Annotated in this window: 23 protein-coding genes; 10 read left to right on the top strand and 13 right to left on the bottom strand. The window is 59.3% G+C overall.

The window, feature by feature from the left end; translation table 11 throughout:
• Positions 1–148: 148 nt before the first annotated feature.
• Positions 149–1,396 carry a bifunctional glucose-1-phosphatase/inositol phosphatase gene (gene agp / locus IB144_RS17075; RefSeq protein ID WP_004183618.1) on the top strand — a complete coding sequence of 416 codons (1,248 nt, stop codon included), beginning with the start codon at positions 149–151 and terminating at the stop codon, positions 1,394–1,396.
• Positions 1,397–1,464: 68 nt separating this feature from the next.
• On the opposite strand, the gene IB144_RS17070 is transcribed toward agp, so the two are convergent.
• From IB144_RS17070 to IB144_RS17060, 3 genes are all read right to left on the bottom strand, one after another.
• Entirely contained in the window at positions 1,465–1,692 is a 228-nt protein-coding gene (locus IB144_RS17070) for a YccJ family protein (protein WP_002898701.1), read from the bottom strand.
• Positions 1,693–1,712: 20 nt separating this feature from the next.
• A complete protein-coding gene (gene wrbA, locus IB144_RS17065; RefSeq protein ID WP_002898704.1) occupies positions 1,713–2,309 on the bottom strand; it encodes an NAD(P)H:quinone oxidoreductase in 597 nt (198 codons plus the stop codon).
• Positions 2,310–2,525: 216 nt separating this feature from the next.
• Entirely contained in the window at positions 2,526–2,657 is a 132-nt protein-coding gene (locus IB144_RS17060; RefSeq protein ID WP_020323707.1) for a hypothetical protein, read from the bottom strand.
• A gap of 87 nt (positions 2,658–2,744) precedes the next feature.
• Between IB144_RS17060 and IB144_RS17055 the strand changes: the two genes are divergently transcribed.
• The gene (locus IB144_RS17055; protein ID WP_002898708.1) at positions 2,745–2,918 is read left to right on the top strand and encodes a general stress protein; all 174 of its coding nucleotides are present in this window, start codon (positions 2,745–2,747) and stop codon (positions 2,916–2,918) included.
• A 162-nt stretch (positions 2,919–3,080) separates the two neighbouring features.
• Positions 3,081–4,019 carry a DMT family transporter gene (locus IB144_RS17050; protein WP_004183619.1) on the top strand — a complete coding sequence of 313 codons (939 nt, stop codon included), beginning with the start codon at positions 3,081–3,083 and terminating at the stop codon, positions 4,017–4,019.
• 405 nt (positions 4,020–4,424) lie between these two features.
• Here the strand turns inward: IB144_RS17050 and rutG are convergent, their stop codons facing one another.
• The 7 genes from rutG to rutA are packed head-to-tail and all read right to left on the bottom strand — an operon-like array spanning position 4,425 to position 9,847.
• On the bottom strand, positions 4,425–5,747 hold the full coding sequence (gene rutG / locus IB144_RS17045) for a pyrimidine utilization transport protein G (RefSeq protein ID WP_004211313.1): 1,323 nt from the start codon (positions 5,745–5,747) through the stop codon (positions 4,425–4,427).
• Between the two features lie 21 nt (positions 5,748–5,768).
• Positions 5,769–6,263, bottom strand: coding sequence for an NADH-dependent FMN reductase RutF (rutF, locus tag IB144_RS17040; protein WP_014907862.1), 495 nt, complete (start codon positions 6,261–6,263; stop codon positions 5,769–5,771).
• A gap of 10 nt (positions 6,264–6,273) precedes the next feature.
• Positions 6,274–6,864: a malonic semialdehyde reductase gene (locus IB144_RS17035; RefSeq protein ID WP_002898814.1), complete on the bottom strand. Its 591-nt coding sequence runs from the start codon at positions 6,862–6,864 to the stop codon at positions 6,274–6,276.
• The gene (gene rutD, locus IB144_RS17030) at positions 6,861–7,664 is read right to left on the bottom strand and encodes a pyrimidine utilization protein D (RefSeq protein ID WP_048270551.1); all 804 of its coding nucleotides are present in this window, start codon (positions 7,662–7,664) and stop codon (positions 6,861–6,863) included. The genes IB144_RS17035 and rutD overlap by 4 nt, the downstream gene beginning before the upstream one ends.
• Positions 7,661–8,053 carry a pyrimidine utilization protein C gene (gene rutC, locus IB144_RS17025; RefSeq protein ID WP_002898877.1) on the bottom strand — a complete coding sequence of 131 codons (393 nt, stop codon included), beginning with the start codon at positions 8,051–8,053 and terminating at the stop codon, positions 7,661–7,663. Before rutC ends, rutD begins: the two co-directional genes overlap by 4 nt.
• The gene (gene rutB / locus IB144_RS17020; protein ID WP_004224061.1) at positions 8,046–8,756 is read right to left on the bottom strand and encodes a pyrimidine utilization protein B; all 711 of its coding nucleotides are present in this window, start codon (positions 8,754–8,756) and stop codon (positions 8,046–8,048) included. Before rutB ends, rutC begins: the two co-directional genes overlap by 8 nt.
• Positions 8,756–9,847, bottom strand: coding sequence for a pyrimidine utilization protein A (rutA, locus tag IB144_RS17015; RefSeq protein WP_004179293.1), 1,092 nt, complete (start codon positions 9,845–9,847; stop codon positions 8,756–8,758). Before rutA ends, rutB begins: the two co-directional genes overlap by 1 nt.
• Before the next feature lie 284 nt (positions 9,848–10,131).
• Between rutA and rutR the strand changes: the two genes are divergently transcribed.
• Positions 10,132–10,770, top strand: a complete 639-nt coding sequence (rutR, locus tag IB144_RS17010) for an HTH-type transcriptional regulator RutR (RefSeq protein ID WP_002898883.1) — start codon at positions 10,132–10,134, stop codon at positions 10,768–10,770.
• Here the strand turns inward: rutR and IB144_RS17005 are convergent.
• Positions 10,767–11,162 carry a lysozyme inhibitor LprI family protein gene (locus IB144_RS17005; RefSeq protein WP_002898886.1) on the bottom strand — a complete coding sequence of 132 codons (396 nt, stop codon included), beginning with the start codon at positions 11,160–11,162 and terminating at the stop codon, positions 10,767–10,769. The two genes, rutR and IB144_RS17005, sit on opposite strands and share 4 nt — an antisense overlap.
• A 185-nt stretch (positions 11,163–11,347) precedes the next feature.
• A complete protein-coding gene (gene putA, locus IB144_RS17000) occupies positions 11,348–15,310 on the bottom strand; it encodes a trifunctional transcriptional regulator/proline dehydrogenase/L-glutamate gamma-semialdehyde dehydrogenase (protein WP_065888817.1) in 3,963 nt (1,320 codons plus the stop codon).
• A 421-nt stretch (positions 15,311–15,731) separates the two neighbouring features.
• Between putA and putP the strand changes: the two genes are divergently transcribed.
• Both putP and IB144_RS16990 read left to right on the top strand, forming a co-directional pair.
• Positions 15,732–17,240, top strand: coding sequence for a sodium/proline symporter PutP (gene putP, locus IB144_RS16995; protein WP_004147889.1), 1,509 nt, complete (start codon positions 15,732–15,734; stop codon positions 17,238–17,240).
• 134 nt (positions 17,241–17,374) lie between these two features.
• Positions 17,375–17,809: a DUF3574 domain-containing protein gene (locus tag IB144_RS16990; RefSeq protein WP_004150827.1), complete on the top strand. Its 435-nt coding sequence runs from the start codon at positions 17,375–17,377 to the stop codon at positions 17,807–17,809.
• A 31-nt stretch (positions 17,810–17,840) separates the two neighbouring features.
• On the opposite strand, the gene IB144_RS16985 is transcribed toward IB144_RS16990, so the two are convergent.
• A complete protein-coding gene (locus tag IB144_RS16985; RefSeq protein ID WP_002898911.1) occupies positions 17,841–19,025 on the bottom strand; it encodes a nucleoside transporter C-terminal domain-containing protein in 1,185 nt (394 codons plus the stop codon).
• 270 nt (positions 19,026–19,295) lie between these two features.
• On the opposite strand from IB144_RS16985, the gene efeU reads away from it, so the two are divergent.
• From efeU to phoH, 4 genes are all read left to right on the top strand, one after another.
• Positions 19,296–20,126, top strand: coding sequence for an iron uptake transporter permease EfeU (gene efeU / locus IB144_RS16980; protein WP_048270554.1), 831 nt, complete (start codon positions 19,296–19,298; stop codon positions 20,124–20,126).
• Positions 20,127–20,177: 51 nt separating this feature from the next.
• Positions 20,178–21,305 carry an iron uptake system protein EfeO gene (gene efeO / locus IB144_RS16975; protein ID WP_004157740.1) on the top strand — a complete coding sequence of 376 codons (1,128 nt, stop codon included), beginning with the start codon at positions 20,178–20,180 and terminating at the stop codon, positions 21,303–21,305.
• Positions 21,306–21,309: 4 nt separating this feature from the next.
• Positions 21,310–22,593 carry an iron uptake transporter deferrochelatase/peroxidase subunit gene (gene efeB, locus IB144_RS16970; RefSeq protein ID WP_149358917.1) on the top strand — a complete coding sequence of 428 codons (1,284 nt, stop codon included), beginning with the start codon at positions 21,310–21,312 and terminating at the stop codon, positions 22,591–22,593.
• Positions 22,594–23,097: 504 nt separating this feature from the next.
• Positions 23,098–23,886, top strand: coding sequence for a phosphate starvation-inducible protein PhoH (gene phoH / locus IB144_RS16965; protein ID WP_002898923.1), 789 nt, complete (start codon positions 23,098–23,100; stop codon positions 23,884–23,886).
• The last annotated feature ends 152 nt before the right edge of the window (positions 23,887–24,038 follow it).

Below are 24,038 nucleotides of genomic sequence, written 5' to 3'. Positions count from 1 at the left end.
GCCTCCAGGTTAATTGTTTCATTATAAAACTCTTTGCCCTGCAGGGGAAATTTTCGGCTACGGTCTAAGTTTGCGAGCGATTACCAGGAAAAATGTCATAAATCCGGCACAATTAACGCGATGATAATAAATGACTAAGGATGAAGGGATGAAAAAACGTCTACTTGCCGCCGCCGTTGCCGGCGCGGTGATGTTATCCGCTGGCGCTCAGGCGCAGGACACGGCCGCTCCGGAGGGGTATCAGCTGCAGCAGGTGCTGATCATGAGTCGTCACAACCTGCGTGCGCCGTTGGCCAATAACGGCAGCGTGCTGGAGCAGTCCACCGCCAAGGCCTGGCCGCAGTGGGATGTGCCGGGCGGCCAGCTGACCACCAAAGGCGGTGTGCTGGAGGTGTATATGGGCCACTATATGCGCGAATGGCTGGCGCAGCAGAAGCTGGTGACCAGCGGCGAGTGCCCGCCGGAAAACGCAGTTTATGCCTACGCTAACAGCCTGCAGCGCACCGTCGCCACCGCGCAGTTCTTTATCACCGGCGCGTTCCCGGGCTGCGGCATCCCGGTGCATCACCAGCCTCAGATGGGCACCATGGACCCGACCTTCAACCCGGTTATTACCGACGACTCCCCGGCGTTTCGCGAGAAAGCGCTGCAGGCGATGGAAAAAGAGCGCCAGGGAATGCAGTTGACCGAGAGCTACAAGCTGCTGGAGACGATGATCGATTACCGCAACTCGCCCTCCTGCAAAGAGAAGAAGGTCTGTTCCCTGAGCGAGGGTAAAGATACCTTTAGCGCCGGTTATCAGCAGGAGCCGGGAGTGTCCGGACCGTTGAAGGTGGGCAACTCGCTGGTAGACGCCTTCACCCTGCAATATTATGAAGGCTTCCCGAAAGATCAGGTGGCGTGGGGGGAGATCGCCAGCGATAAGCAGTGGCAAGTGCTGTCGAAGCTGAAAAATGGCTATCAGGATAGTCTGTTTACCTCGGTGGCGGTGGCGCAAAACGTCGCCAAACCGCTGGTTAAATATATCGATAACGCGCTGGTGGGCGAGGGAGCCAGCAAGGCGAAAGTCACGCTGCTGGTCGGACACGACTCGAATATCGCCTCGCTGCTCACCGCCCTGGACTTTAAGCCCTATCAACTGCCCGGCCAGTATGAGCGCACTCCTATCGGCGGCAAACTGCTGTTTCAGCGCTGGCATGACAGCGCCGGCAATCGCGATCTGATGAAGATTGAGTATGTCTATCAAAGTACCGAGCAACTGCGTAACGCCGACGCGTTAACCCTGCAGGCCCCGCCGCAGCGGGTCACTCTGGCGCTTAACGGCTGTCCGGTTGATGACCAGGGATTCTGCCCGCTGGAGACCTTTAAAAAGGTGATCAACGAGGCGGCGAAATAACGAAAAAAACCCGGAGCACTCCGGGTTTTTTTAGCAGGTTAGGGTGAGCCCAGGTGGGGATAAACCTCCTAGACGTTTTTACGCTCAATCGTCTGTTCGCCCCAGAACAGGCTGTCTTTATCGGTTTTGGCAAAGGCCAGCGCCAGCACTTCGTCGCTGCCTTCCTCCCAGATTTGCTCCGCCAGTTTCTCATCGTAGTGGGCGACTTCGAAAATCGCCTCGGCAATTTCCGGTGAGGTGTTACGTAAACTTGCCCATTCGCCGACGCGATGTGCTTTTGCTTCTTGAGTTGGCATAGTGCTCCTCCTGCAGAAGATTAGCCGTGCAGTTTAACGGCCAGTTTGGCGACATGTTCACCCTGATAGCGGGCGATGGCTAACTCTTCCTCGCTCGGCTGCCGCGAGCCGTCGCCGCCGGCGATGGTGGTTGCGCCATAAGGGGTACCGCCGCGTACCTGGGAGATATCGAATAGCTCCTGGGCGCCATAGCCGATCGGGACGATGATCATGCCGTGGTGGGCCAGCGTCGTCCAGGTCGAGGTAATGGTTTGTTCCTGGCCGCCGCCGGTACCGGTTGAGCTAAATACGCTGGCGATTTTGCCATACAGAGCGCCGGACGCCCACAGACCGCCGGTTTGATCGAGGAAAGTACGCATCTGACCGGACATGTTGCCGAAGCGCGTCGGGGTACCAAAGATGATGGCGTCATACTCTGCCAGCTCCTGCGGCGTGGCGACGGGCGCGTTTTGCGTTTTCCCGCCTGCTTTGGCGAATGCTTCAGCCTGCATGGTTTCCGGCACGCGCTTCACAACCACCTCAACGCCGTCCACCCGGTTCGCCCCATCGGCGACGGCGTGAGCCATGGTTTCAATGTGTCCATACATGGAATAATAAAGCACCAGAATTTTAGCCATTTCCATCACTCCTCGGTTGCATTATAAGCCAGCAAAATAGCTGGTACCTTTAAAGATAAAGCCTCCGCCGGAGAGTGCAAATCCAACGGGCATTTGTTTGATTTATAACAAAATGACAAAGCGTTATTTACTTTTCCTTGCACCGCGCGGCCTGAAAGGAAGTGAAGGAGGAAGCGTTGCGCCTGCTATTTTGGCCGCTGCGGCGAGGATGTAGCATCAGGATACATTTTTGCTGACTATTTTTTCTTCGCCAGCAGAGTCGGTTAGGAGCTGTTGGCGGCGCGAGGAAGCTTTTTTCGCCCGGCTTTGTTTCTGGATATTACATTCGCCGCCGTCAGCCGTAGTCATTCACTAACCTTATAGATACGCGGCAGGACAGCGGCGTCGCCGCTCCCGCGTAATGCACTATGATGTCTAACCTAATGGAGGTCAGTAATGGCAAACCATCGTGGCGGTTCCGGCAACTTTGCCGAAGACCGTGAAAGAGCATCAGAAGCAGGACGTAAAGGTGGCCAGCATAGCGGGGGGAATTTTAAAAATGACCCTCAGCGCGCCTCAGAGGCTGGCAAAAAAGGGGGTAAAAACAGTCATGGTAGTCGTGAAAGTTAACGCGCGACTCGCACTGTTCTCTTTGATGCGGTGTTAATCTCCCCGACCCAACCGCATCGCCCTCGCCGCCGGCATCTGCCGGCGGTTTTTTTATCTGTCGGTGGTTGCGCTCCCGCCGGGCGGATTGCACACTGGTCGCCCGTTAATCGTCATGGCTGTCTTATGTCTTCGTTAAAATTCTCCGTTAGCCGCCAGGAAGCGCTCCTTATCATGATCACCATGTTCTGGGGAGGGACGTTCCTTGCCGTACAGTACGCGGTGAGCCTCAGCGGGCCGCTGTTTTTTGTCGGTTTGCGTTTTGCGACCGCCGCGCTGGCGGTGGGCCTGCTTTCGCTGCGCACTCTGCGCGGTCTGACGTGGCTGGAGGTGAAGGCCGGGGTAGCGATTGGCGTGGCGATTGCGCTGGGGTATGGCCTGCAGACCTGGGGACTACAGACCATCTCCAGCAGTAAATCTGCCTTTATCACCGCGATGTATGTGCCGCTGGTGCCGCTGCTGCAGTGGCTGTGCCTGGGACGTATGCCGGGGGTGATGTCCTGCGTGGGGATTGTGCTGGCCTTTATTGGTTTAATTCTGCTGGCCGGGCCGGAAAATAATCTGCTGGCGCTTGGCGTGGGGGAGATGATCACTCTGGCAAGCGCGGTGGCGATCGCGGCGGAGATTATCCTTATCAGCGCCTGGGCCGGAAAAGTCGATGTCCGCCGGGTGACGGTGGTGCAGCTGGCGACCGCGTCGCTGGTGGCTTTCGCCGCCATGAAGCCGGCAGGTGAATCGGTGCCGTCGTTGACGCCGGCCCTGCTCGGCGTCGCGCTGGGGCTGGGGATTTTCAGCGCGATCATTCAGGTGACCATGAACTGGGCGCAGCGCAGCGTCTCGCCGACGCGGGCCACCCTTATTTATACCGGTGAACCGGTATGGGCCGGTATTTTTGGCCGGCTGGCCGGTGAGCGTCTGCCGCTGCTGGCCCTGCTCGGCTGCGTTTTGATCCTCGCGGGGGTGCTGGTGAGCGAGCTGAAGTGGAAGCGCAAGTCGCCGCCGCAGGTTTCCACAAACGACGATGCGCAGCCGCTCACGGACCTGGCCGATCGCCGCGAGCCATAATATTTTCCTTCTGACCCGACAGCGGCGCTTATCCTGGCTGGTACTCGTCCGGCTCTGATTGTCTCCAGGCCCGCGCAAGCGCAGCGCCGCCGGGCGATGACTGCGGGAACGGAGCCGCTTTTATGCCGGGTGGCGGCTGCGCCTTACCCGGCCTGCGTTCGTAGGACCTGCCGTTAATTTATTCACCTTTCTTGCTGAAACTGCCGGTGCTGACGGCCTCAAAATCGCTGAGACATTCCCGGAAGGCCGTGGCAGTCTCCAGGCCCGGCAAGCGCAGCGCCGCCGGGCGGTCAGGTTCCGTGCCCGTGGTGGTGCCGGATGGCGGCATAAATGCCTTATCCGGCCTACAGGATCACACCACCCAGGCCCACACCGCACCCTGCGCCAACGCCGCGCTAATGTGGCTTACACCGGCGTTACCCTGGCCTCCTTCGCCTCGCGCGTCCCGCGATGAAGCAGCGCGTGCAGCAGGATCGCCCCGAAGGTGGCCGTGCCAATCCCGCCCAGCGTAAAGCCGCCCAGCGACAGCGCGAAATCGCCGGCGCCCAGCACCAGGGTCACCGACACCATGATCAAATTGCTGTTTTGACTCAGATCCACCCGGTTTTGCACCCAGATCCGCGCCCCGGCGACGGCAATTAAGCCAAAGACCACGATCGAGGCGCCGCCGATCACCGGCCCGGGAATGGTGTGGATTAATGCGCCGAACTTCGGCGAGAAACCCAACAGCATGGCAATCAGCGCCGCGGCGACAAACACCAGGGTTGAGTAGACCTTGGTCACCGCCATGACGCCGATGTTCTCCGCATAGGTGGTGACCCCGCTGCCGCCCACCGAACCGGAGAGCATGGTCGCCAGCCCGTCGCCGACGAAGGCGCGCCCCATGTACGGGTCCATATTGCGCCCGGTCATCCCGGCGACGGCCTTCAGGTGCCCGAGGTTCTCGGCCACCAGGATCACCGCGACCGGCGCAATCAACATCATCGCCTGGCCGTTAAAGGATGGGGTGGTAAAGTGCGGCAGCCCGAACCACGCCGCCTGGGCGAGGGGGGAGAAGTCCAGCGGTTTGCCAAGGCCCAGGCCGTTAGCCAGCAGGGCGTACAGCGCGCAGGCGACGATCAGGCCGACCAGGATCAGCAGTCGCTGCAGCATCCCGCGGGTAAATACCGCCACTATGCCGATGCAGAGCACAGTTAACACCGCCATCCAGCTGTCGAAGGCGCTGGCGGAGACGCTGCGCACGGCAATCGGCGCCAGGTTCAGGCCGATAGCCATCACCACCGCGCCGGTCACCACCGGCGGCATCAGGCGCTCGATCCAGCGGGTGCCGATCTTCATCACCACCAGACCAATCAGGGTGTAGACCAGCCCGCAGGCGATGATCCCGCCAAGGGCGACGCTCAGATGAGGGTTCAGCCCCTGGCCGTTAAAGCCGGTAATGGCGATCACCACCCCGACAAAAGCGGCGCTGGAGCCGAGATAGCTCGGCACCCGTCCGCCGGTGACGACAAAGAACAGCAGGGTGCCGACGCCCGACATCAGAATAGACAGGTTCGGGTCGAGCCCCATCAACAACGGCATCAGCACCGTCGCGCCGAACATCGCAACGGCGTGCTGCACGCCCATCACCAGCGTTTGCCCGGCCGACAAGCGTTCATCGGGGGCGACAACGCCGGATTCGGCGGCAGGAGAGGTCAGCTTCCAGCGAGGAAAATCGAAGAGTGCCATGATGATATCCCGGGTTAAAGGTTAACAAGCGGGTCGCATAAGCGTGTGATAGCCGCGGTCAAACCACATCAGTCCCCGGGGCTCCGGGTGACGGGTAATGGCCACGACGTGACAAAACAGAATGTCGTGCGTCCCGACGCTGACGCGCTGGTCGATGCGGCAGTCAAAGCTGACCAGGGCCGCCTCCAGCCGCGGACAGCCGGTGGCGCCGGTCTGCCAGTCGGCGGCGGCAAAACGCTCGTCCATTGCCGTTTTACCGCCAAACAGCGTCGACAGGGCCTCCTGTCCGGCCGCCAGGGTATTGACGCACAGCGTGTGGTGTTCGCTGAACACCGGCCACACCGAGGCCGAGCGGTTCAGGCAGACCAGCAGGGTCGGCGGCGTGTCGGTAACGCTGCAGACCGCGCTGGCGGTGAACCCCGCCCGGCCCGCCGGGCCATCGGTGGTAATAATGTTAACCGCGGCGCCGACGTGGGCCATGGCGTCACGGAAACTCGTTTTGTCCGTTAACTCCATCGTAAACTCCTTATGCCAGCAGGCAGGCTTCATCAAAGGACAGGCGCGGCAGGCGGCCGTACAGCTTGCCGGGGTCGCCATAGCCGATGTTCACCAGCAGGTTGCTTTTCCAGCCGTTGTCGGCAAAAAATGCCGCGTCGACTTTTTCCCGGTCAAAACCGGACATTGGCCCGGTGTCGAGGCCCAGCGCCCGGCAGGCAAAAATCAGATACGCCGCCTGCAGGGAGCTGTTGCGAAACGCGGTCTCTTCCGCCAGCTGCGGGCTGGAGGTAAACCAGCTGCGGGCGTCACCGTGGGGAAACAGGGTCGGCAGCCGGTCGTAGAAGGCGCTATCCCACGCCACGATGGCGGTCACCGGCGCCTGCATGGTTTTCTGCAGATTGCCGCTGGAGAGCGTCGGGCGAAGTTTCTCTTTGCCTTCCGCGCTGCGCACGAACACGATGCGCGCTGGCGAACAGTTGGCGGAAGTCGGCCCCATTTTCATCAGGTCCCAGACGGCCTGCAGCTGCGCATCGCTCACCGGCTTATCCAGCCAGCCGTTGTGGGTCCGGGCCTGGGTAAACAGCGTCTCGCAGGCCGTGTGGTTTATTGCGTCGTTCATCGGGTCTCCCTGGCGACCGGCAGCATAGCGGACAGCCCGTCGCGTAAAATGGTATTAAAGGTATCGGCGTCGGTGACGTTACAGGCATGGCCGCCCCGCGGCATTTCCACGAGCTGGCTGCCGGGGATCGCCGTCTGCAGCACGCGGGAGCAGGAGGCGGGGACCAGCAGGTCGTCAGCGGCGCTGATAATCAGCGTCGGGCAGGCGATGGCCGACGCACGGCGTGAAAAATCAGCCTGCTTCAGGGCCTGCAGCCGCTTCAGCAGATTCTCTTTGCCCTGAAAATGGCTGATGGCAAGCGCATCTTCCGCTTCGAGGCGCGGCAGGCGCGCGGCCATCCATTCCGCCGGGTAGAGAAATAGCGGCTGCGCTTCGACCCACGCCTGCGCGCCGCCGGCATGCAGCAGACGCTCGCGCACCTGGAAGCAGCGGCGGGTATGCGGCGACAGCGACAGCCAGCCGTTGACCAGCGCCAGGGCGCTCACCGCCTCGGGGCGATCGAGCGCCAGCTGCAGGCCAATCAGCGCCCCCAGGGCGTGGCCCACCAGCGCGAAGCGGGCGATCCCCGCCGCCTGCAGAGCGCTGAACAGCTCCCCGGCCATCGTCGCCAGGCTGTAGCCGGCGGGCAGCGGACCAGCGTTCTCCCCGGTCCCGTTATGGTCATAACTCACCAGCTGATACTGTTCCTCCAGCGCCGCGCGCTGCGCCAGCCAGTAGCCGCCGCCCCCGCCCAGACCGGCGCTGAGGACCACCACCGGCGCGCCGGGCCACGGAGCAGGAGCAATATTGAGCCTCATCATGTCGGGGTACCGATATGGGCGACGCTGGCGATTTCCACCAGCGCATCGGGCTTCACCAGTCCGCACTGAATGCAGAAGCGCGCCGGTTTATCGCCGGGGAAGAACTCGGCATAGACCTCGTTAATCGCGGCGTAATTTGTCCAGTCGGTGATAAAGATGCTGTTGAAAGTCACATCCGCCATACTCCCGCCCGCCGTTTCGATAACGCTCCTGATGGTCTCCAGCACGTGGCGGGTTTGCGCCTTTGGGTCGCCGATGTGCACCACATTGTTTTGCTTATCAAACGGCAGGGTGCCCGAGACGTAGACCACCCCGTCGGCGAGCGTCCCCGGAACAAAGGGGGCAATCGGCGCGGTGGTGCCTGGCGGAATAATCACCTGTTTAGGCATAACGTTTCTCCTTGGCTAAAGCCAGCGGGGTGGCGGGGGACAGCGCGTGGCAGAAGCTCTCGACGTCGCTGACCCAGCCGAAAAAGGTTTCAATATTGAACAGCGCCGCCTGCTGGGCGAAGGCCGGGCCGGCCTGATGGGTGGCATCCTCCAGCACGATGCCGAAGTATTCGAGAAAGAAGCCATCGCGCAGCGTCGATTCGACGCAGACGTTGGTGGCGATCCCGGTGAACACCAGGTGGCGTATGCCGCGGCTGCGCAAAATGCTGTCGAGCGGGGTGTTAAAGAAGCCGCTGTAGCGCGGTTTCGGCAACACGATATCGCCTTCCTGCGGCGTCAGCTCGTCCACCAGCTGATAATCCCAGCCGCCTTTCGCCAGCAGCTTGCCCTGCAGCTCCGGACGCTGACGCATCGTTTTCAGCGCGTTGGATTTGTGATAGTTCGGCGAGCCCGGGCCGCCAGCTTCAACATACTGATCATCCCAGCCATTCTGGAACCAGATAATCAACATACCCGCGGCGCGAGCGGCGGCGACGGCGGTATTAATATTGTCGATAACCGGCCGGGTAGCGGAGACGTCAAAGCCGGCGAGATCCAGATAACCGCCCTGGCTGGCGTAGGCGTTCTGCATATCGACCACAATCAGCGCGCTCTGCTGCGGCGCGAAGGTCAGGGATTCCGGGCGAGCGGGAAGGGTAATCATCAGGCCACCTCACGGGTAACAGAAGCAATGTGGTTCCGGCAGCGCATCAGCGGCTGAATGCGTTCGCCAAAGGCGTCAATGCCGGCAAGAAAATCATCAAAGGTCAGCAGCACGCCGTCGGTGCCGGGCACGCTCGCTACTTCATCAAGCATACGGGCGACGCTGGCATACGATCCGACCAGGGTGCCCATGTTAATGTTGACCGCCGAGGTGGGGTCGGCCATCTGGCGCACGTTGGTATCGCTGCCGGAGCGGGTATCTTTCTGACTCTGCTCGGTGAGCCACGCCAGCGCTTCTTCATCGGCGCCCGCTTTGTAATGTTCCCATTTGGCGCGCGCCGCCTCGTCGGTTTCGTCGGCAATCACCATGAACAGCACATAGGACCCCACGTCGCGGCCGGTTTTTTCCGCCGCCTGCATCATGCGTGCGGCGGTCGGGGCAAAGGCCGTTGGCGTGTTGACCCCTTTGCCAAAGCAAAAGTTGTAGTCCGCATGCTGGGCGGAGAAGGCCATCCCGGCATCGCTCTGCCCGGCGCAGATCACCTTCATCGGCTGCGACGGGCGCGGGCTGACCCGGCAGTCGTTCATGGTGAAGTAGTCACCTTTGAAATCGCTGCGCCCGGTGCCCCACAGGTCACGGAGCACCTGGACGTATTCGGTGAGATAGTCATAGCGGCTGGCGAAATAGTCATCTCCCGGCCACATGCCCATCTGGTCATATTCCGGTTTTTGCCAGCCGGTCACCAGATTGACGCCAAACCGGCCGCCGGAGATGGAGTCGATAGTGGAGGCCATCCGGGCGACAATCGCCGGCGGCAGCGTCAGGGTGGCGGCGGTGGCGTAGATCTGGATCTTCGAGGTCACCGCGGCCAGGCCGGCCATCAGGGTGAAGGACTCCAGGTTGTGATCCCAGAATTCAGTTTTCCCGCCGAAGCCGCGCAGTTTGATCATGGAGAGCGCGAAGTCGAAATGGTAGTGCTCGGCCTTCTGCACGATGGCCTTATTCAGTTCAAAGGTCGGCATATACTGCGGGGCATGGGTGGAGATCAGCCAGCCGTTGTTGCCAATGGGAACGAAAACACCAATTTTCATACCTACCTCTCTGCAGTCATGGAAGATGGGTTGCGATGGTGCGGCATCCTGCCTCTCCCTGGACCACCTCGCAGAAAAGGTAAAGCAAAGGCGATGCCAGTTTTATAAATGCTAATGTTATTAATGTGTTACTTTTGAGTTGCTAAAAAGGACGATAAAAAAGTGGACTGGATGGTCAAAATCAGTGCACGAAAAAACGGCAGTCATGCGCAATCAGGGTGCATGGGGTCGTGTCGGCGCAGGGCTTTTGCTATGCTGGTGGCGTCAACTGAAGGAGAGGATGTATGGCACAGGGCGCGGTGAAGAAAAGCGGCAAACGTTCACAAGCGGTCAGCGCCAAAAAGGAGGCCATCCTGGCCGCCGCGCTGGAGGCATTTTCGCAATTTGGTATTCACGGTACGCGGCTGGAGCAGGTGGCTGAGCGCGCCGGGGTATCGAAAACCAATCTGCTCTATTACTACCCTTCGAAAGAGGCGCTGTATGTGGCTGTCCTGCAGCAGATCCTCGCCATCTGGCTGGCGCCGCTGAAGGCCTTTCGTGAGGATATCAGCCCGCTGGTGGCGATCCGCGAATATATTCGCCTGAAGCTGGAGGTGTCCCGCGATCACCCCCAGGCCTCGAAGCTCTTCTGCCTCGAGATGCTGCAGGGGGCGCCGCTGCTGATGGGCGAACTGACCGGGGATCTGAAAGCGCTGGTCGACGAAAAATCGGCGATAGTCTCCGGCTGGATCGACCGCGGCAAGCTGGCGCCGGTCGATCCACAGCATTTAATCTTTATGATCTGGGCTACCACCCAGCATTACGCCGACTTCGCCACCCAGGTGGAGGCGGTCACCGGCGCCACGCTGCAGGATGCGGCCTTTTTTGAACAAACGGTCGATAATGTCCAGCGGATGATTATCGAAGGCATTCGCGTCCGTTAATTGGCGGGCGGCAGCGGGCAGCTTTGATCGCCATCCTCGCACTGTAGCAGCGAGGCGAGGAAAGACTCCCGCTCCACGCTCTTATCGGTCATGCACTGGCTGACCAGCATTGGCTGCATGCTGCCGCCTTCGGCGCCGGACGCGAGAAAGGCGCAGTCGGCGTCGCGTAAGGCGATCCATGCCTGCTGCGCCTGCTTCAGTAATGTTTGTTGTTTACCCACCGCCCGCTGCAGGGCCTGCTGCCATGTGTCGTTCAGTTTTTTATCGGCCGCCTGATACTGCGCAGCCGCGCACTGATTCATTTCGGTTTGGGTGTTGGCGCTGCTGCACTCGTCCGCCAGCGCCGCGCCGCTGGCCAGCAGGGCCATCACGGCAAATAACGTGCGTTTCATTGTTCTGCTCCCATAAAAAAGGCTCCCGTCCGGGAGCCTTAATTAAACACAGCTGACGTCGGCTGTCATTAGCTGATCGCAGCGCAGACTGATTGCCCGGATGGCGGCGCACCGCGCCTTATCCGGGCTACCCTTTGGCGGTGGTAGGTAGCCCCGGTAAGCGCAGCGCCACCGGGGAGCCCGTTTTAGCCGATGGTCATCAGGCTGGCGTTACCGCCTGCCGCCGCGGTGTTAACGCTCAGCGAACGCTCGATATACAGCCGCTCCAGCAGCAGATTGGTTTCGCCGCGGGCGAAGCCCTGCACGGAGACAATCGCCCCGTCGCGCGCCGCCACCTGCTCGCACAGCTCGCGCAGCTGGTCGGAATCGCCGTGGTAGATAACCGCGTCGAAGGCCTGGCCAGGCAACTGCTCCGCTTTGGCAAAGCGAATGCGCTCGCTGACCTCCCGCGGCAGTTTCTTCGCCAGATCGCGCTGCAGGGCGCTGTCCGGCCACAGTACTTCACAACCCACCGCCAGCACAGCCGCCAGCTGGATCAGCGCATCCTGTTCGTTATCCGCTACGCACAGCACGCGCTCGCGCGGCATCAGCGTCAGGGTGTTGCGCTCGCCGGTTGGCCCCGGCAGCAGGCGTTGAGTGCCGCTTTGCGCCTGCTCGCTGTACTGCTGGCACAGCGCCTGCAGCTCAGGACGGCCCGCGGCCCACTGCTGCAGCGCCTGCAGCGGTTTTTCCAGCAGCGTTTTCAGCTGGGCGTCCAGCGGACGCTCCGCATCCTGGCGGGCGAAGGTCACGCCAACCGCGTCCTGCGGACGGCTGGAGAGTAGACGGTACAGATACAGCGGACCGCCGGCTTTCGGACCGGTACCGGACAACCCTTCGCCGCCGAACGGCTGAACGCCGACCACCGCGCCAACCATATTGCGGTTGACGTACAGGTTGCCCACCTTGGCGCTGCCGGTGACCTGGGCGATGGTTTCGTCGATACGGGTATGCACGCCGAGGGTCAGGCCGTAGCCAGAGGCGTTAATCTGCTCGACCAGTTTGTCCAGCTCGTTACGGTTATAGCGCACCACGTGCAGTACCGGGCCGAAGACCTCTTTTTTCAGCTCGTCGAAGCTGTCGAGCTCGATAAGCGTCGGCGGCACGAAGGTCCCGTGACGCCATTCGCGGGCGTCTTCGCTATTCTCACGCACCGCCTGGTAGACGGTGCGGCCTTTGGCGCGCATCGCCTGAATATGGCGTTCGATATTCTCTTTCGCTTCCGCATCGATAACCGGACCGATATCGGTGGTCAGGCGCCCCGGATTGCCCATCCGGCACTCGCTCATGGCGCCGCGCAGCATGGTTAAGGTGTGATCGGCGACCTCTTCCTGCAGGCAAAGCACGCGCAGGGCGGAGCAGCGCTGGCCAGCGCTGTCGAACGCGGAAGCCAGCACGTCGATCACTACCTGCTCGGTGAGCGCCGACGAATCGACGATCATCGCGTTCATCCCGCCGGTTTCGGCGATCAGCGGCGTCGGGCGGCCCTGGGGATCGAGGCGGCTGGCGATATTGCGCTGCAGCAGGGTGGCCACTTCGGTGGAGCCGGTGAACATCACGCCGCGTACGCGCTCATCGGAGGTTAGCGCGGCGCCCACGGTCTCCCCGCGGCCCGGCAGCAGTTGAATAACGCCCGGCGGCACGCCGGCTTCCAGCAGAATCGCCACGCCCTGGGCGGCGATAAGCGGCGTCTGCTCGGCAGGTTTCGCCAGCACGCTGTTGCCGGCCGCCAGCGCGGCGGCAATCTGGCCGGTGAAGATCGCCAGCGGGAAGTTCCACGGGCTGATACAGACCACCGGACCCAGTGGGCGGTGAGTTTCATTATCGAAATCGTCGCGCACCTGGCCGGCGTAATAGTGCAGGAAGTCAACGGCTTCGCGCACTTCAGCGATGGCGTTGCTGAAGGTTTTACCCGCCTCGCGCACCAGGATCCCCATCAGGGTCGGCATCTGGCTTTCCATCAGCACCGCGGCGCGCTCAAGAATGGCGGCGCGCTCCTGCGGCGGAGTGGCGAACCAGATCGGCGCATTGTTGATAGCGCTGGTCAGCGCCTGCTGCACTTCAGCGTCGCTGGCTTCGCGGACGTAGCCGACGATATCTTTCGGCTCTGCCGGGTTAACCACCGGCTGCATCTCGCCTTCGGCCACCGGCTGCTCCAGCATCGGCAATGCCTGCCATTTATGCAGCGCGCTGTTGAGCAGGGAAGAGGAGAGGGAGGCCAGACGGTGCTCGTTCGCCAGATCGAGACCGGCGGAGTTGCTCCGGCCGCTGCCGTAGAGATCGCGCGGCAGCGGGATTTTCGGATGCGGCAGGCCGGCCTGGCCTTCCTGCTGCGCCAGTTTTTCTACCGCGCTGACCGGGTCGGCCACCAGCTCGTCCAGCGGCAGGGTATTGTCCGCGATACGGTTGACGAAAGAGGTATTGGCGCCGTTCTCCAGCAGACGACGCACCAGATACGCCAGCAGCGTCTCGTGGGTGCCCACCGGGGCGTAGATCCGGCACGGCCGATTCAGTTTGCCGTCGGCGACCTTGCCCACCACCTGCTCGTACAGCGGTTCGCCCATGCCGTGCAGGCACTGGAACTCATACTGGCCCGGGTAGTAGTTCTGGCCCGCCAGCTGGTAGATAGCCGCCAGAGTATGGGCGTTATGGGTGGCGAACTGCGGGTAAATCAGGTTCGGCACCGCCAGCAGCTTCTTCGCGCAGGCGAGGTAGGAGACGTCGGTGTAAACCTTGCGGGTGTATACCGGATAGCCTTCGAGACCTTCTATCTGCGCGCGTTTAATTTCGCTATCCCAGTAGGCGCCTTTCACCAGACGGATCATCAGGCGACGGCGGCTGCGGGTGGCGAGGTCAATCAGGTAATCAATGACAAACGGACAGCGCTTCTGGTAGGCCTGAATCACGAAGCCAATCCCGTTCCAGCCGGCCAGTTCCGGCTCGAAGCACAGTTTTTCCAGCAGGTCGAGGGAGATCTCCAGACGGTCTGCCTCTTCGGCGTCAATATTGATGCCGATGTCATACTGGCGCGCCAGCAGGGTCAGCGATTTCAGCCGCGGGTAAAGCTCTTCCATCACCCGGTCATACTGCGCGCGGCTGTAGCGCGGGTGCAGCGCGGAGAGCTTAATGGAGATACCCGGACCTTCATAAATGCCGCGGCCGTTGGAGGCTTTGCCGATGGCATGAATCGCCTGCTGATAAGAAACCATATAGGCCTGGGCGTCAGCGGCGGTCAGGGCGGCTTCGCCGAGCATATCGTAGGAGTAGCGGAACCCTTTTTCTTCCAGCTTGCGGGCGTTGGCCAGCGCTTCGGCGATGGTTTCCCCGGTGACGAACTGCTCGCCCATCAGGCGCATCGCCATATCCACGCCTTTGCGGATCAGCGGTTCGCCGCTCTTGCCGATGATGCGGTTCAGGGAGCGGGAGAGGCTGGTCTCGTTATGGGTCGACACCAGTTTTCCGGTGAACAGCAGCCCCCAGGTGGCGGCGTTGACGAACAGCGACGGGCTGCGGCCGATGTGCGACTGCCAGTTGCCGTTGCTGATTTTGTCGCGGATCAGCGCATCGCGGGTGGCTTTATCCGGAATACGCAGCAGGGCTTCCGCCAGGCACATCAGCGCCACCCCTTCCTGTGAAGAGAGGGAGAACTCCTGCAGCAGGCTCTGCACCATGCCGGCGCGGCCGCTGGCGGTTTTCTGGTTGCGCAGTTTTTCCGCCAGCTGATACGCCAGCTTGTGCGCCTGTTCGCCCAGCGGCTGCGGCAGACGGGCCTGCTCCAGCAGCATCGGTACCGCGTCGGTTTCCGGACGTCGCCAGGCGGCGGTGATCGCCGCGCGGCTCACCGACTGCGGCAGGATCTGCTCGGCGAATTCGAGGAACGGCTGATAGGGCTCTTCCGTTGGTTCGCTGGCGTCATCGCTTTCGTTGGCGGCCCCGGAGAGCAGGGCCGGCAGCTCAGTCAGCGTCTCGTCGTTCTCCAGTTTTTCCAGATAATTAAAGATGGCCTGCTTAATCAGCCAGTGCGGCGTGCGGTCAATACGGCTCGCGGCGGATTTAATGCGCTCGCGGGTTGCGTCGTCAAGCTTAACACCCATGGTGGTGGTGCCCATGCTCAAAACTCCTGTCATTTATCGTTAGGCTTATGCGGTTGCATGGAAATATCCACTATGTTGCAACTTTGTGCAACCTTGTTAATTGTGGCTTGTGACGGAAGCCGTGAAATGGCTAATTTGTTAAAAATAACCCCTAAAATAGCAGAAATTTAACCCCGGGCTCATAGGGTATTTGTATGCGTGAGTTAACACTTTTGTTTGGTGCAACCTTTAAAAACGTGAGAGAGTGCAACCTCTAACAAATTGACGTTTTGCGCCGTCGGTTTTTCGTGTAAATGCTGTGTTAAATCGTTTGTGAAAAACCGAAGCTTCCGTCAGGATACGGTCGCCCAATTAAACAATGCGCCATTACCCCGTTCCGGTAGTGGAAAAAAACGACGAAGTTGGACGCTGTCGATAAAAATTCTGGAGACTTTGCATGGCTATTAGCACACCGATGCTGGTGACATTTATTGTTTATATTTTTGGTATGGTATTGATAGGGTTTATTGCCTGGCGTTCGACCAAAAACTTCGATGATTATATTCTCGGGGGAAGGAGTCTGGGGCCATTTGTGACCGCGCTTTCCGCAGGGGCGTCGGATATGAGCGGCTGGCTGCTGATGGGCCTGCCAGGGGCGATTTTTCTCTCCGGGATTTCCGAAAGCTGGATCGCCATTGGCTTAACGCTGGGGGCGTGGATTAACTGGAAGCTGGTGGCCGGTCGCCTGCGCGTGCATACCGAGGTGAATAATAACGCCCTGACGCTGCCCGATTATTTTACCGGCCGTTTTGAAGATAAAAGCCGGGTGCTGAGAATTATTTCGGCGCTGGTTATTCTGCTGTTCTTTACCATCTATTGCGCTTCAGGAATTGTCGCGGGGGCGCGTCTGTTTGAAAGCACCTTCGGCATGAGTTATGAAACCGCACTGTGGGCCGGGGCGGCGGCGACGATTATCTATACCTTCGTCGGCGGCTTCCTCGCGGTTAGCTGGACCGATACCGTGCAGGCCAGCCTGATGATTTTCGCGCTGATCCTCACCCCGGTGATCGTGATTATTTCCGTCGGCGGCTTTGGCGATTCGCTGGAAGTGATTAAGCAGAAGAGCATCGAAAATATCGACATGCTGAAAGGGCTGAACTTCGTGGCGATTATCTCGCTGATGGGCTGGGGGCTGGGTTATTTCGGTCAGCCGCATATTCTGGCGCGCTTTATGGCGGCGGATTCGCACCACAGCATCGTTCACGCACGTCGCATTAGTATGACCTGGATGATCCTCTGCCTCGGCGGGGCGGTGGCCGTCGGCTTCTTTGGCATCGCCTACTTCAATAACAACCCGAGCCTGGCGGGCGCGGTTAACCAGAACGCCGAGCGCGTGTTTATCGAACTGGCGCAAATCCTGTTTAACCCGTGGATTGCCGGGATCCTGCTGTCGGCGATTCTGGCGGCGGTGATGTCCACCCTGAGCTGTCAGCTGCTGGTCTGCTCGAGCGCAATTACCGAAGACCTGTATAAAGCCTTCCTGCGTAAAAACGCCGGTCAGAAAGAGCTGGTGTGGGTGGGCCGTATGATGGTGCTGGTGGTTGCCCTGGTGGCCATTGCCCTGGCGGCCAATCCGGAAAACCGCGTGCTGGGTCTGGTGAGCTACGCCTGGGCTGGCTTCGGCGCCGCCTTTGGCCCGGTGGTCCTGTTCTCGGTAATGTGGTCGCGCATGACCCGTAACGGCGCGCTGGCCGGGATGGTGATTGGCGCCCTGACCGTGATCGTCTGGAAGCAGTTTGGCTGGCTGGGCCTGTATGAAATCATTCCGGGCTTTGTCTTCGGCAGCATCGGGATTGTGGTCTTTAGCCTGCTGGATAAAGCGCCGTCGGCCAGCATGCAGCAGCGCTTTGCCGAAGCGGATGCCCACTACCATACGCCGCCGCCGGTACGCGCCACGGCTGAGTAAGATCATCTAATGCTCACGAGCCCGCCGCTGGCGGGCTTTTTATTGCCTGGTGCCGTGCCGGAATATTATAACCCTTGCTAATTATCTGAAAATCCGCTGATATTTCCTGACTAATAACAATGAGGATAGCAAAGATGACGTTCAGACAGGGTGCAATGGCGCTGGTGCTGGCAGGGTTACTCAGCGGCTGCGTGGCGGGTGGAAGTTCATCGACCAGCGCGCCGAAGCCCGGCGTCTGCCCGGCGGATAAGTCCATGGTGCAAACCACGCTTTACTTCGGTCTGAGCCGCCCGGCGGGGAAAGACATCACCGCTGAAGAGTGGCAACAGTTTGTCGACCGTGACGTCACGCCGCGCTTTCGCGACGGGCTGACGGTGTTTGATGCCCACGGCCAGTGGCTTGGCCAGAATGGTCAGGTGGTGCGGGAGCAGAGCAAGGCGCTGATGGTGATCCATGGGCATGACGCGCAGAGCGAGGCGGGTATTGAGGCTCTGCGCCAGGGCTATAAATCACGCTTCGCGCAGGAGTCGGTGATGCGTGTCGACCAGCCGGTCTGCGTGCAGTTCTGAGTAAACGGCGGGGGCAGCCCCGCCGTTTGTTTTACAGCACGAGCCCGGCGAAGCTGGCGGAAAGCAGGCTTACCAGCGTGGCGCTATACACCAGCCGCAGGCCGAAGCGGGAGACGATATTGCCCTGCGGTTCATTCAGGCCTTTGATCGCCCCGGCGATAATGCCGATCGAGGCAAAGTTGGCAAACGACACCAGGAATACCGAGAGAATGCCGAGCCCGCGAGGGGTCATGCTGGCGGCAATCTTTTGCAGCTCAATCATCGCCACAAATTCGTTAGCGACCAGTTTGGTGGCCATGATGCTGCCGGCGTTTAGCGCATCGCTCAGCGGGATGCCGATAAGCCACGCCAGCGGATAAAAGACGTAGCCGAGGATCTGCTGGAAGCTGAGACCAAACAGGGTGGCGAACAGCGCGTTAATGGCGCTGATCAGGGCGATAAAACCGATCAGCATCGCCAGAATAATCATCGCCACTTTAAAGCCGGCCAGAATATATTCCCCGAGCATTTCAAAGAAACTCTGCGATTCATGCAGCTTCTCGAGTTTTATTTCCTGCTCGCTGCCCGGCCGCGTCGGGTTAATTACCGACAGCACGATAAAGGTGCTGAACATATTGAGGATCAGCGCTGCGACGACATATTTGGCGTCCAGCATGGTCATATAGGCGCCGACAATCGACAGCGATACGGTCGACATGGCCGTCGCCGCCATAGTGAACAGTCGCCGTGAGGAGAGGTCGCCCAGTACGCCCTTGTAGGCAATGAAGTTCTCCGACTGGCCGAGGATCAGCGAGCTGACGGCGTTGAAAGATTCCAGCTTACCCATGCCGTTTACTTTCGACAGCAGGGTGCCAATCACGCGAATAAAAATCGGCAGGATCCGCCAGTGCTGGAGAATACCAATCAGCGCGGAAATAAACACAATCGGACACAGGACGCCCAGGAAAATAAAGGCTAAGCCTTTTTCGCTCATGCCGCCAAAGACGAAATTGGTCCCTTCGGCGGCAAAGCCTAACAGCGAAGCAAAAAAGCCGGAAATATTTTTTACCAGCCACAGGCCGCTTTCGGCGTGCAGGAAAAAGAAAGCGAGCGCTATTTCGATAATAATCAACTGGAGAATATAACGAATACGAATTTTTTGTCTGTCGTAGCTGACAAGCCAGGCCAGGGCGAGGATCACCGCCAGCGCCAGCAGGAAATGAAAAAATGCAGTCATGTTGTTCTTTTCGCAAGTCAATAAGGCCGCCATTTAGCCATAGCCGCTACGGCGGGTAAATATCTGGCGTAAAAAATCCTTTGCTTATTCTTTCCCTTCATAACAGGCGAATATTTTCATAAGTCATTATTTGTCAGCGATTTATTTACAACTGATCATCATTCTCTGCACATTTCGCTTGTGTTTCTGAGCATTGTAATGATAATCACTATCATAAATATTACCTGTTTTTGCATTCGTTGACGGTGCTTTACATTTAAGGGTATTGGCATGTTTGTCCCATTTCTCATTATGTTACGCGAAGGCCTGGAGGCGGCGCTGATTGTCAGCCTGATCGCCAGCTATCTGAAACGCACCCAGCGCGGCAACTGGATTGGCGTGATGTGGATTGGCGTGATCCTCGCGGCGGCGCTATGTCTTGGCTTAGGCATCTTTATCAACGAAACCACCGGCGAATTTCCTCAGCGTGAACAGGAACTGTTCGAAGGGATCGTCGCGGTCATTGCGGTGGTGATCCTGACGTGGATGGTCTTCTGGATGCGCAATGTCTCACGCAACGTCAAGCAGCAGCTGGAGCAGGCCGTGGACAAGGCGCTGCACCGCGGTAATCACCACGGCTGGGCGCTGGTGATGATGGTCTTTTTCGCGGTCGCCCGTGAGGGGCTGGAGTCGGTCTTCTTTCTGCTGGCGGCCTTCCAGCAGGATGTCGGTATCTGGCCGCCGCTGGGGGCGCTGCTGGGTCTGGCCACCGCTATCGTGCTGGGCTTCCTGATCTACTGGGGCGGTATCCGCCTTAACCTTGGCGTGTTCTTCAAATGGACCAGCCTGTTTATTCTGCTGGTGGCTGCTGGCCTGGCCGCGGGGGCGATCCGCGCCTTCCACGAGGCGGGCCTGTGGAACCTGTTCCAGGATACCGCCTTCGATCTGAGCAACGTGCTGTCGACGCATACGCTGTTCGGCACGCTGCTGGAAGGGATCTTCGGCTATCAGGAGACGCCGAGCGTCAGCGAAGTGGCTGTCTATCTGCTTTATCTGATCCCGGCGCTGGTGCTGTTTGCCCTGCCGCCGCGGAATAATACCACTGCCTCGCGGGCTGCCTGACCGGGCGCTGCGAGCTTATAAGCGACACTCTACTTACCGAAAGGGATGATCATGATGATTCATTTTCGCCGTAATGCGCTGCGGGTGACCGTGGCCGCGCTGCTCAGCTCTGCATTCGGTGCTCAGGCTGCGGATATCCCGCAGGTCAAAGTCACCGTCAACGACAAGCAGTGCGAGCCGATGCAGGTGACCGTTAACGCGGGTAAAACCCAGTTTATTATTCAGAACCACAGCCAGAAAGCGCTGGAGTGGGAGATTCTGAAAGGGGTGATGGTAGTGGAAGAGCGCGAAAACATCGCGCCGGGCTTTACTCAGAAGCTCACCGCGAACCTGCAGCCGGGCGAATATGACATGACCTGTGGCCTGCTCACCAACCCGAAAGGCAAACTGATCGTCACCGGCGCCGCCACCAAAGACGCGGCGAAAGCGGATGCGGTGCTGAGCCTCGGCGACGCGATCACCGCCTATAAAGCCTATGTGACGGCGGAAACCGCGCAGCTGGTTAGCGGCACCAAAGCCTTTACCGACGCGGTGAAAGCCGGCGATATCGAAAAAGCGAAAGCGCTGTACGCCCCGACGCGTCAGCATTACGAGCGCATCGAGCCCATTGCCGAGCTGTTCTCTGACCTTGACGGCAGCATCGACGCCCGCGAAGACGACTTCGAGAAAAAAGCGGAAGATCCGAAATTTACCGGTTTCCACCGTCTGGAAAAAGCGCTGTTTGGCGATAACAGCGTCAAAGGGATGGAAAAATATGCCGATCAGCTGAACAGCGATGTGCTGGAGCTGCAAAAGCGTATCAGCGAGCTGGCGTTCCCGCCGTCAAAAGTCGTGGGCGGCGCGGCAGGATTAATTGAGGAAGTCGCGGCCAGCAAGATCAGCGGTGAAGAAGATCGCTACAGCCATACCGATCTGTGGGACTTCCAGGCCAACATTGACGGCGCGCAGAAAATTGTCGACCTGCTGCGCCCGCAGCTGCAAAAAGAGAACAGCGCGCTGCTGGCGAAAGTGGACGCCAACTTTAAGAAAGTGGACAGCATCCTCAGCAAATATCGCACCAAAGACGGCTTCGAGACCTACGATAAGCTGACCACCGCCGACCGTAATGCGCTGAAAGGGCCGATCACCACCCTGGCGGAAGATCTCGCTCAGCTGCGCGGGATCCTGGGGCTGGACTAAGTCGATGGCACAGCAGAAACCCCACGACGTGAACGAGCCGTCACGTCGTCGCTTACTGAAAGGGATCGGCGCGCTTGGCGGCGCGCTGGCCATCACCGGCGGCTGCCCGGTAGCGCATGCGGCAAAAGCGGAAAGTTCCCCGGGGACGCTCACACCCGACGCGCGCCAGGAAAAGCAGCCATTCTATGGCCGGCATCAGGCGGGCATTCTGACGCCGCAGCAGGCTTCGATGATGCTGGTGGCCTTCGATGTGCTGGCGGCTGATAAAGCCGACCTCGAGCGGCTGTTTCGACTGCTGACCCAGCGTATCGCCTTTTTAACCCAGGGCGGCCCGGCGCCGGACACGCCGAATCCGCGGCTGCCGCCGATGGATTCCGGCATCCTGGGGCCGTGGATTGCGCCAGATAACCTGACCATCACCGTCTCGGTCGGCCATTCGCTATTTGATGAGCGCTTTGGCCTGGCGGATAAAGCACCGAAAAAGCTGCAGCCGATGACCCGCTTCCCCAACGATTCGCTGGATGCCGCGCTGTGCCATGGCGACCTGCTGCTGCAGATCTGTGCCAATACTCAGGATACGGTGATCCACGCCCTGCGTGATGTCATCAAACATACGCCGGATCTGCTGAGCGTGCGCTGGAAGCGGGAAGGGTTTATCTCCGACAGCGCGGCGCGCAGCAAAGGCAAAGAGACCCCCATCAACCTGCTGGGATTCAAGGATGGCACCGCTAACCCGCCGAGCGACGACAGCGCGTTGATGGATAACGTCGTGTGGGTGACAGCCGATCAGGACGAGCCGGCCTGGACCGTGGGCGGCAGCTATCAGGCGGCGCGCATCATCCAGTTTCACGTCGAGTTCTGGGACCGGACGCCGCTCAAAGAGCAGCAGACCATCTTTGGCCGCGACAAACACAGCGGTGCGCCGCTGGGGATGAAAAACGAACACGATACCCCGGATTACAGTAAAGATCCTAACGGCGAAGTCATTGCGCTGGATAGCCATATTCGTCTGGCCAATCCCCGCACGCCGGAAACCCAGTCCAGCCTGATGATGCGCCGCGGCTACAGCTATTCGCTGGGGGTTACTAACGCCGGACAACTGGATATGGGGCTGTTATTCGTTTGCTATCAGCACGATCTGGAAAAGGGTTTTCTGACGGTGCAGAAACGGCTTAACGGCGAGGCGCTGGAGGAGTATGTCAAACCGATCGGCGGAGGCTACTTCTTTGTTTTACCCGGCGTAGTGGATGATAAACACTATCTGGGAGAGTCGCTGCTGCAGACCTGATACCAACCCTGCCCGTAAGGGTAGGGCGTTTTCTGCTGTTTTTCTCATTTTTCTTATATTTCCTGCCATGTGTTATATTTCTGTAATACAAATGACCGATAGTCTCCTACACTTGCTTAAGAACTATTTGTTGCGTCATTGTGAAAAATAAGTTGCATTAAGAATCTTTTTTGATGTACTTATTACATACGCGGTAGTTCCCGGCAGTGTGACGTTTCACTATGGAGATCGCGAATGGTAAGGTCCCGTACCGGACAACGTAAAACCTCAGACCGTACTCTTCAGCACGGAAGCCCCGCTTCCGGCAGCGATTTTCTTACTCTTTCTCTCTCCGCTTCGCATTATTACAACCTTGGCAGGGTACGCGGTGCGCGTAGCCGCGACTCGTTGTCAGTTCTACCGGCAAGCAATGGCTTACAAGGAAGCCAAACCTCAATCGTTCGTGCGCATAGTCGCGTCGATGTTGACGCGTGTGATGTAAACCAACAACGCAAGGTGCTATCCATGGGAAGACAAAAAGCAGTGATCAAAGCTCGTCGTGAAGCAAAACGTGTGCTGAGACGGGATTCACGCAGTCATAAGCAGCGTGAAGAAGAATCGGTCACATCGCTTGTGCAAATGAGTGGCGTAGAAGCAATTGGCATGGCGCGGGACAGCCGTGATACTTCCCCAATTGAGGCGCGCAATGAGGCTCAGGCGCATTATTTGAATGCCATCGACAATAAGCAGCTGATTTTCGCTACCGGCGAAGCTGGATGCGGCAAGACCTGGATCAGTGCGGCGAAGGCAGCTGAAGCCCTGATCCATAAGGATGTGGACAGAATTATTGTTACCCGTCCCGTTCTGCAGGCCGACGAAGATCTCGGCTTCTTACCGGGAGATATCGCCGAGAAGTTCGCTCCCTATTTCCGACCGGTTTACGATGTGCTGGTGAAAAGGCTGGGGGCTTCCTTTATGCAGTACTGCCTGCGTCCGGAAATCGGCAAGGTGGAAATCGCGCCGTTCGCCTATATGCGCGGACGTACCTTTGAAAATGCGGTGGTGATTCTGGACGAGGCCCAGAACGTGACCGCAGCGCAAATGAAGATGTTTTTAACCCGCCTCGGGGAGAACGTGACGGTCATCGTCAATGGCGATATCACCCAGTGCGACTTGCCCTCTGGCGTGAGATCTGGCCTGAGCGATGCGCTGGCGCGTTTTGAGGAAGACGAGATGATCGGCATCGTGCGTTTCACCACCGATGACTGCGTGCGCTCGGCCCTCTGCCAGCGGACGCTGAAAGCCTATTATTAATCGTCATACTGTGAGCAAGGCCCGGGCTAGCCCGGGCTTTGTTGTTTTGATCCTTGCGACAGTCTGAAGTGCGGATAAAATTTCTGTTTTGAGGGATCCATCGCTGTATGTGATAGAATATCTTCTCTGTAATACAAGAATATCTGCTTTGC

The sequence above is a fragment of the Klebsiella sp. K4 genome, from assembly GCF_014596785.2.
Classification (GTDB): Bacteria; Pseudomonadota; Gammaproteobacteria; order Enterobacterales; family Enterobacteriaceae; genus Klebsiella; species Klebsiella pneumoniae.
The sequence above is the reverse complement of the archived record's forward strand: the minus strand, read 5'-3'. Positions and strand labels throughout refer to the sequence as shown.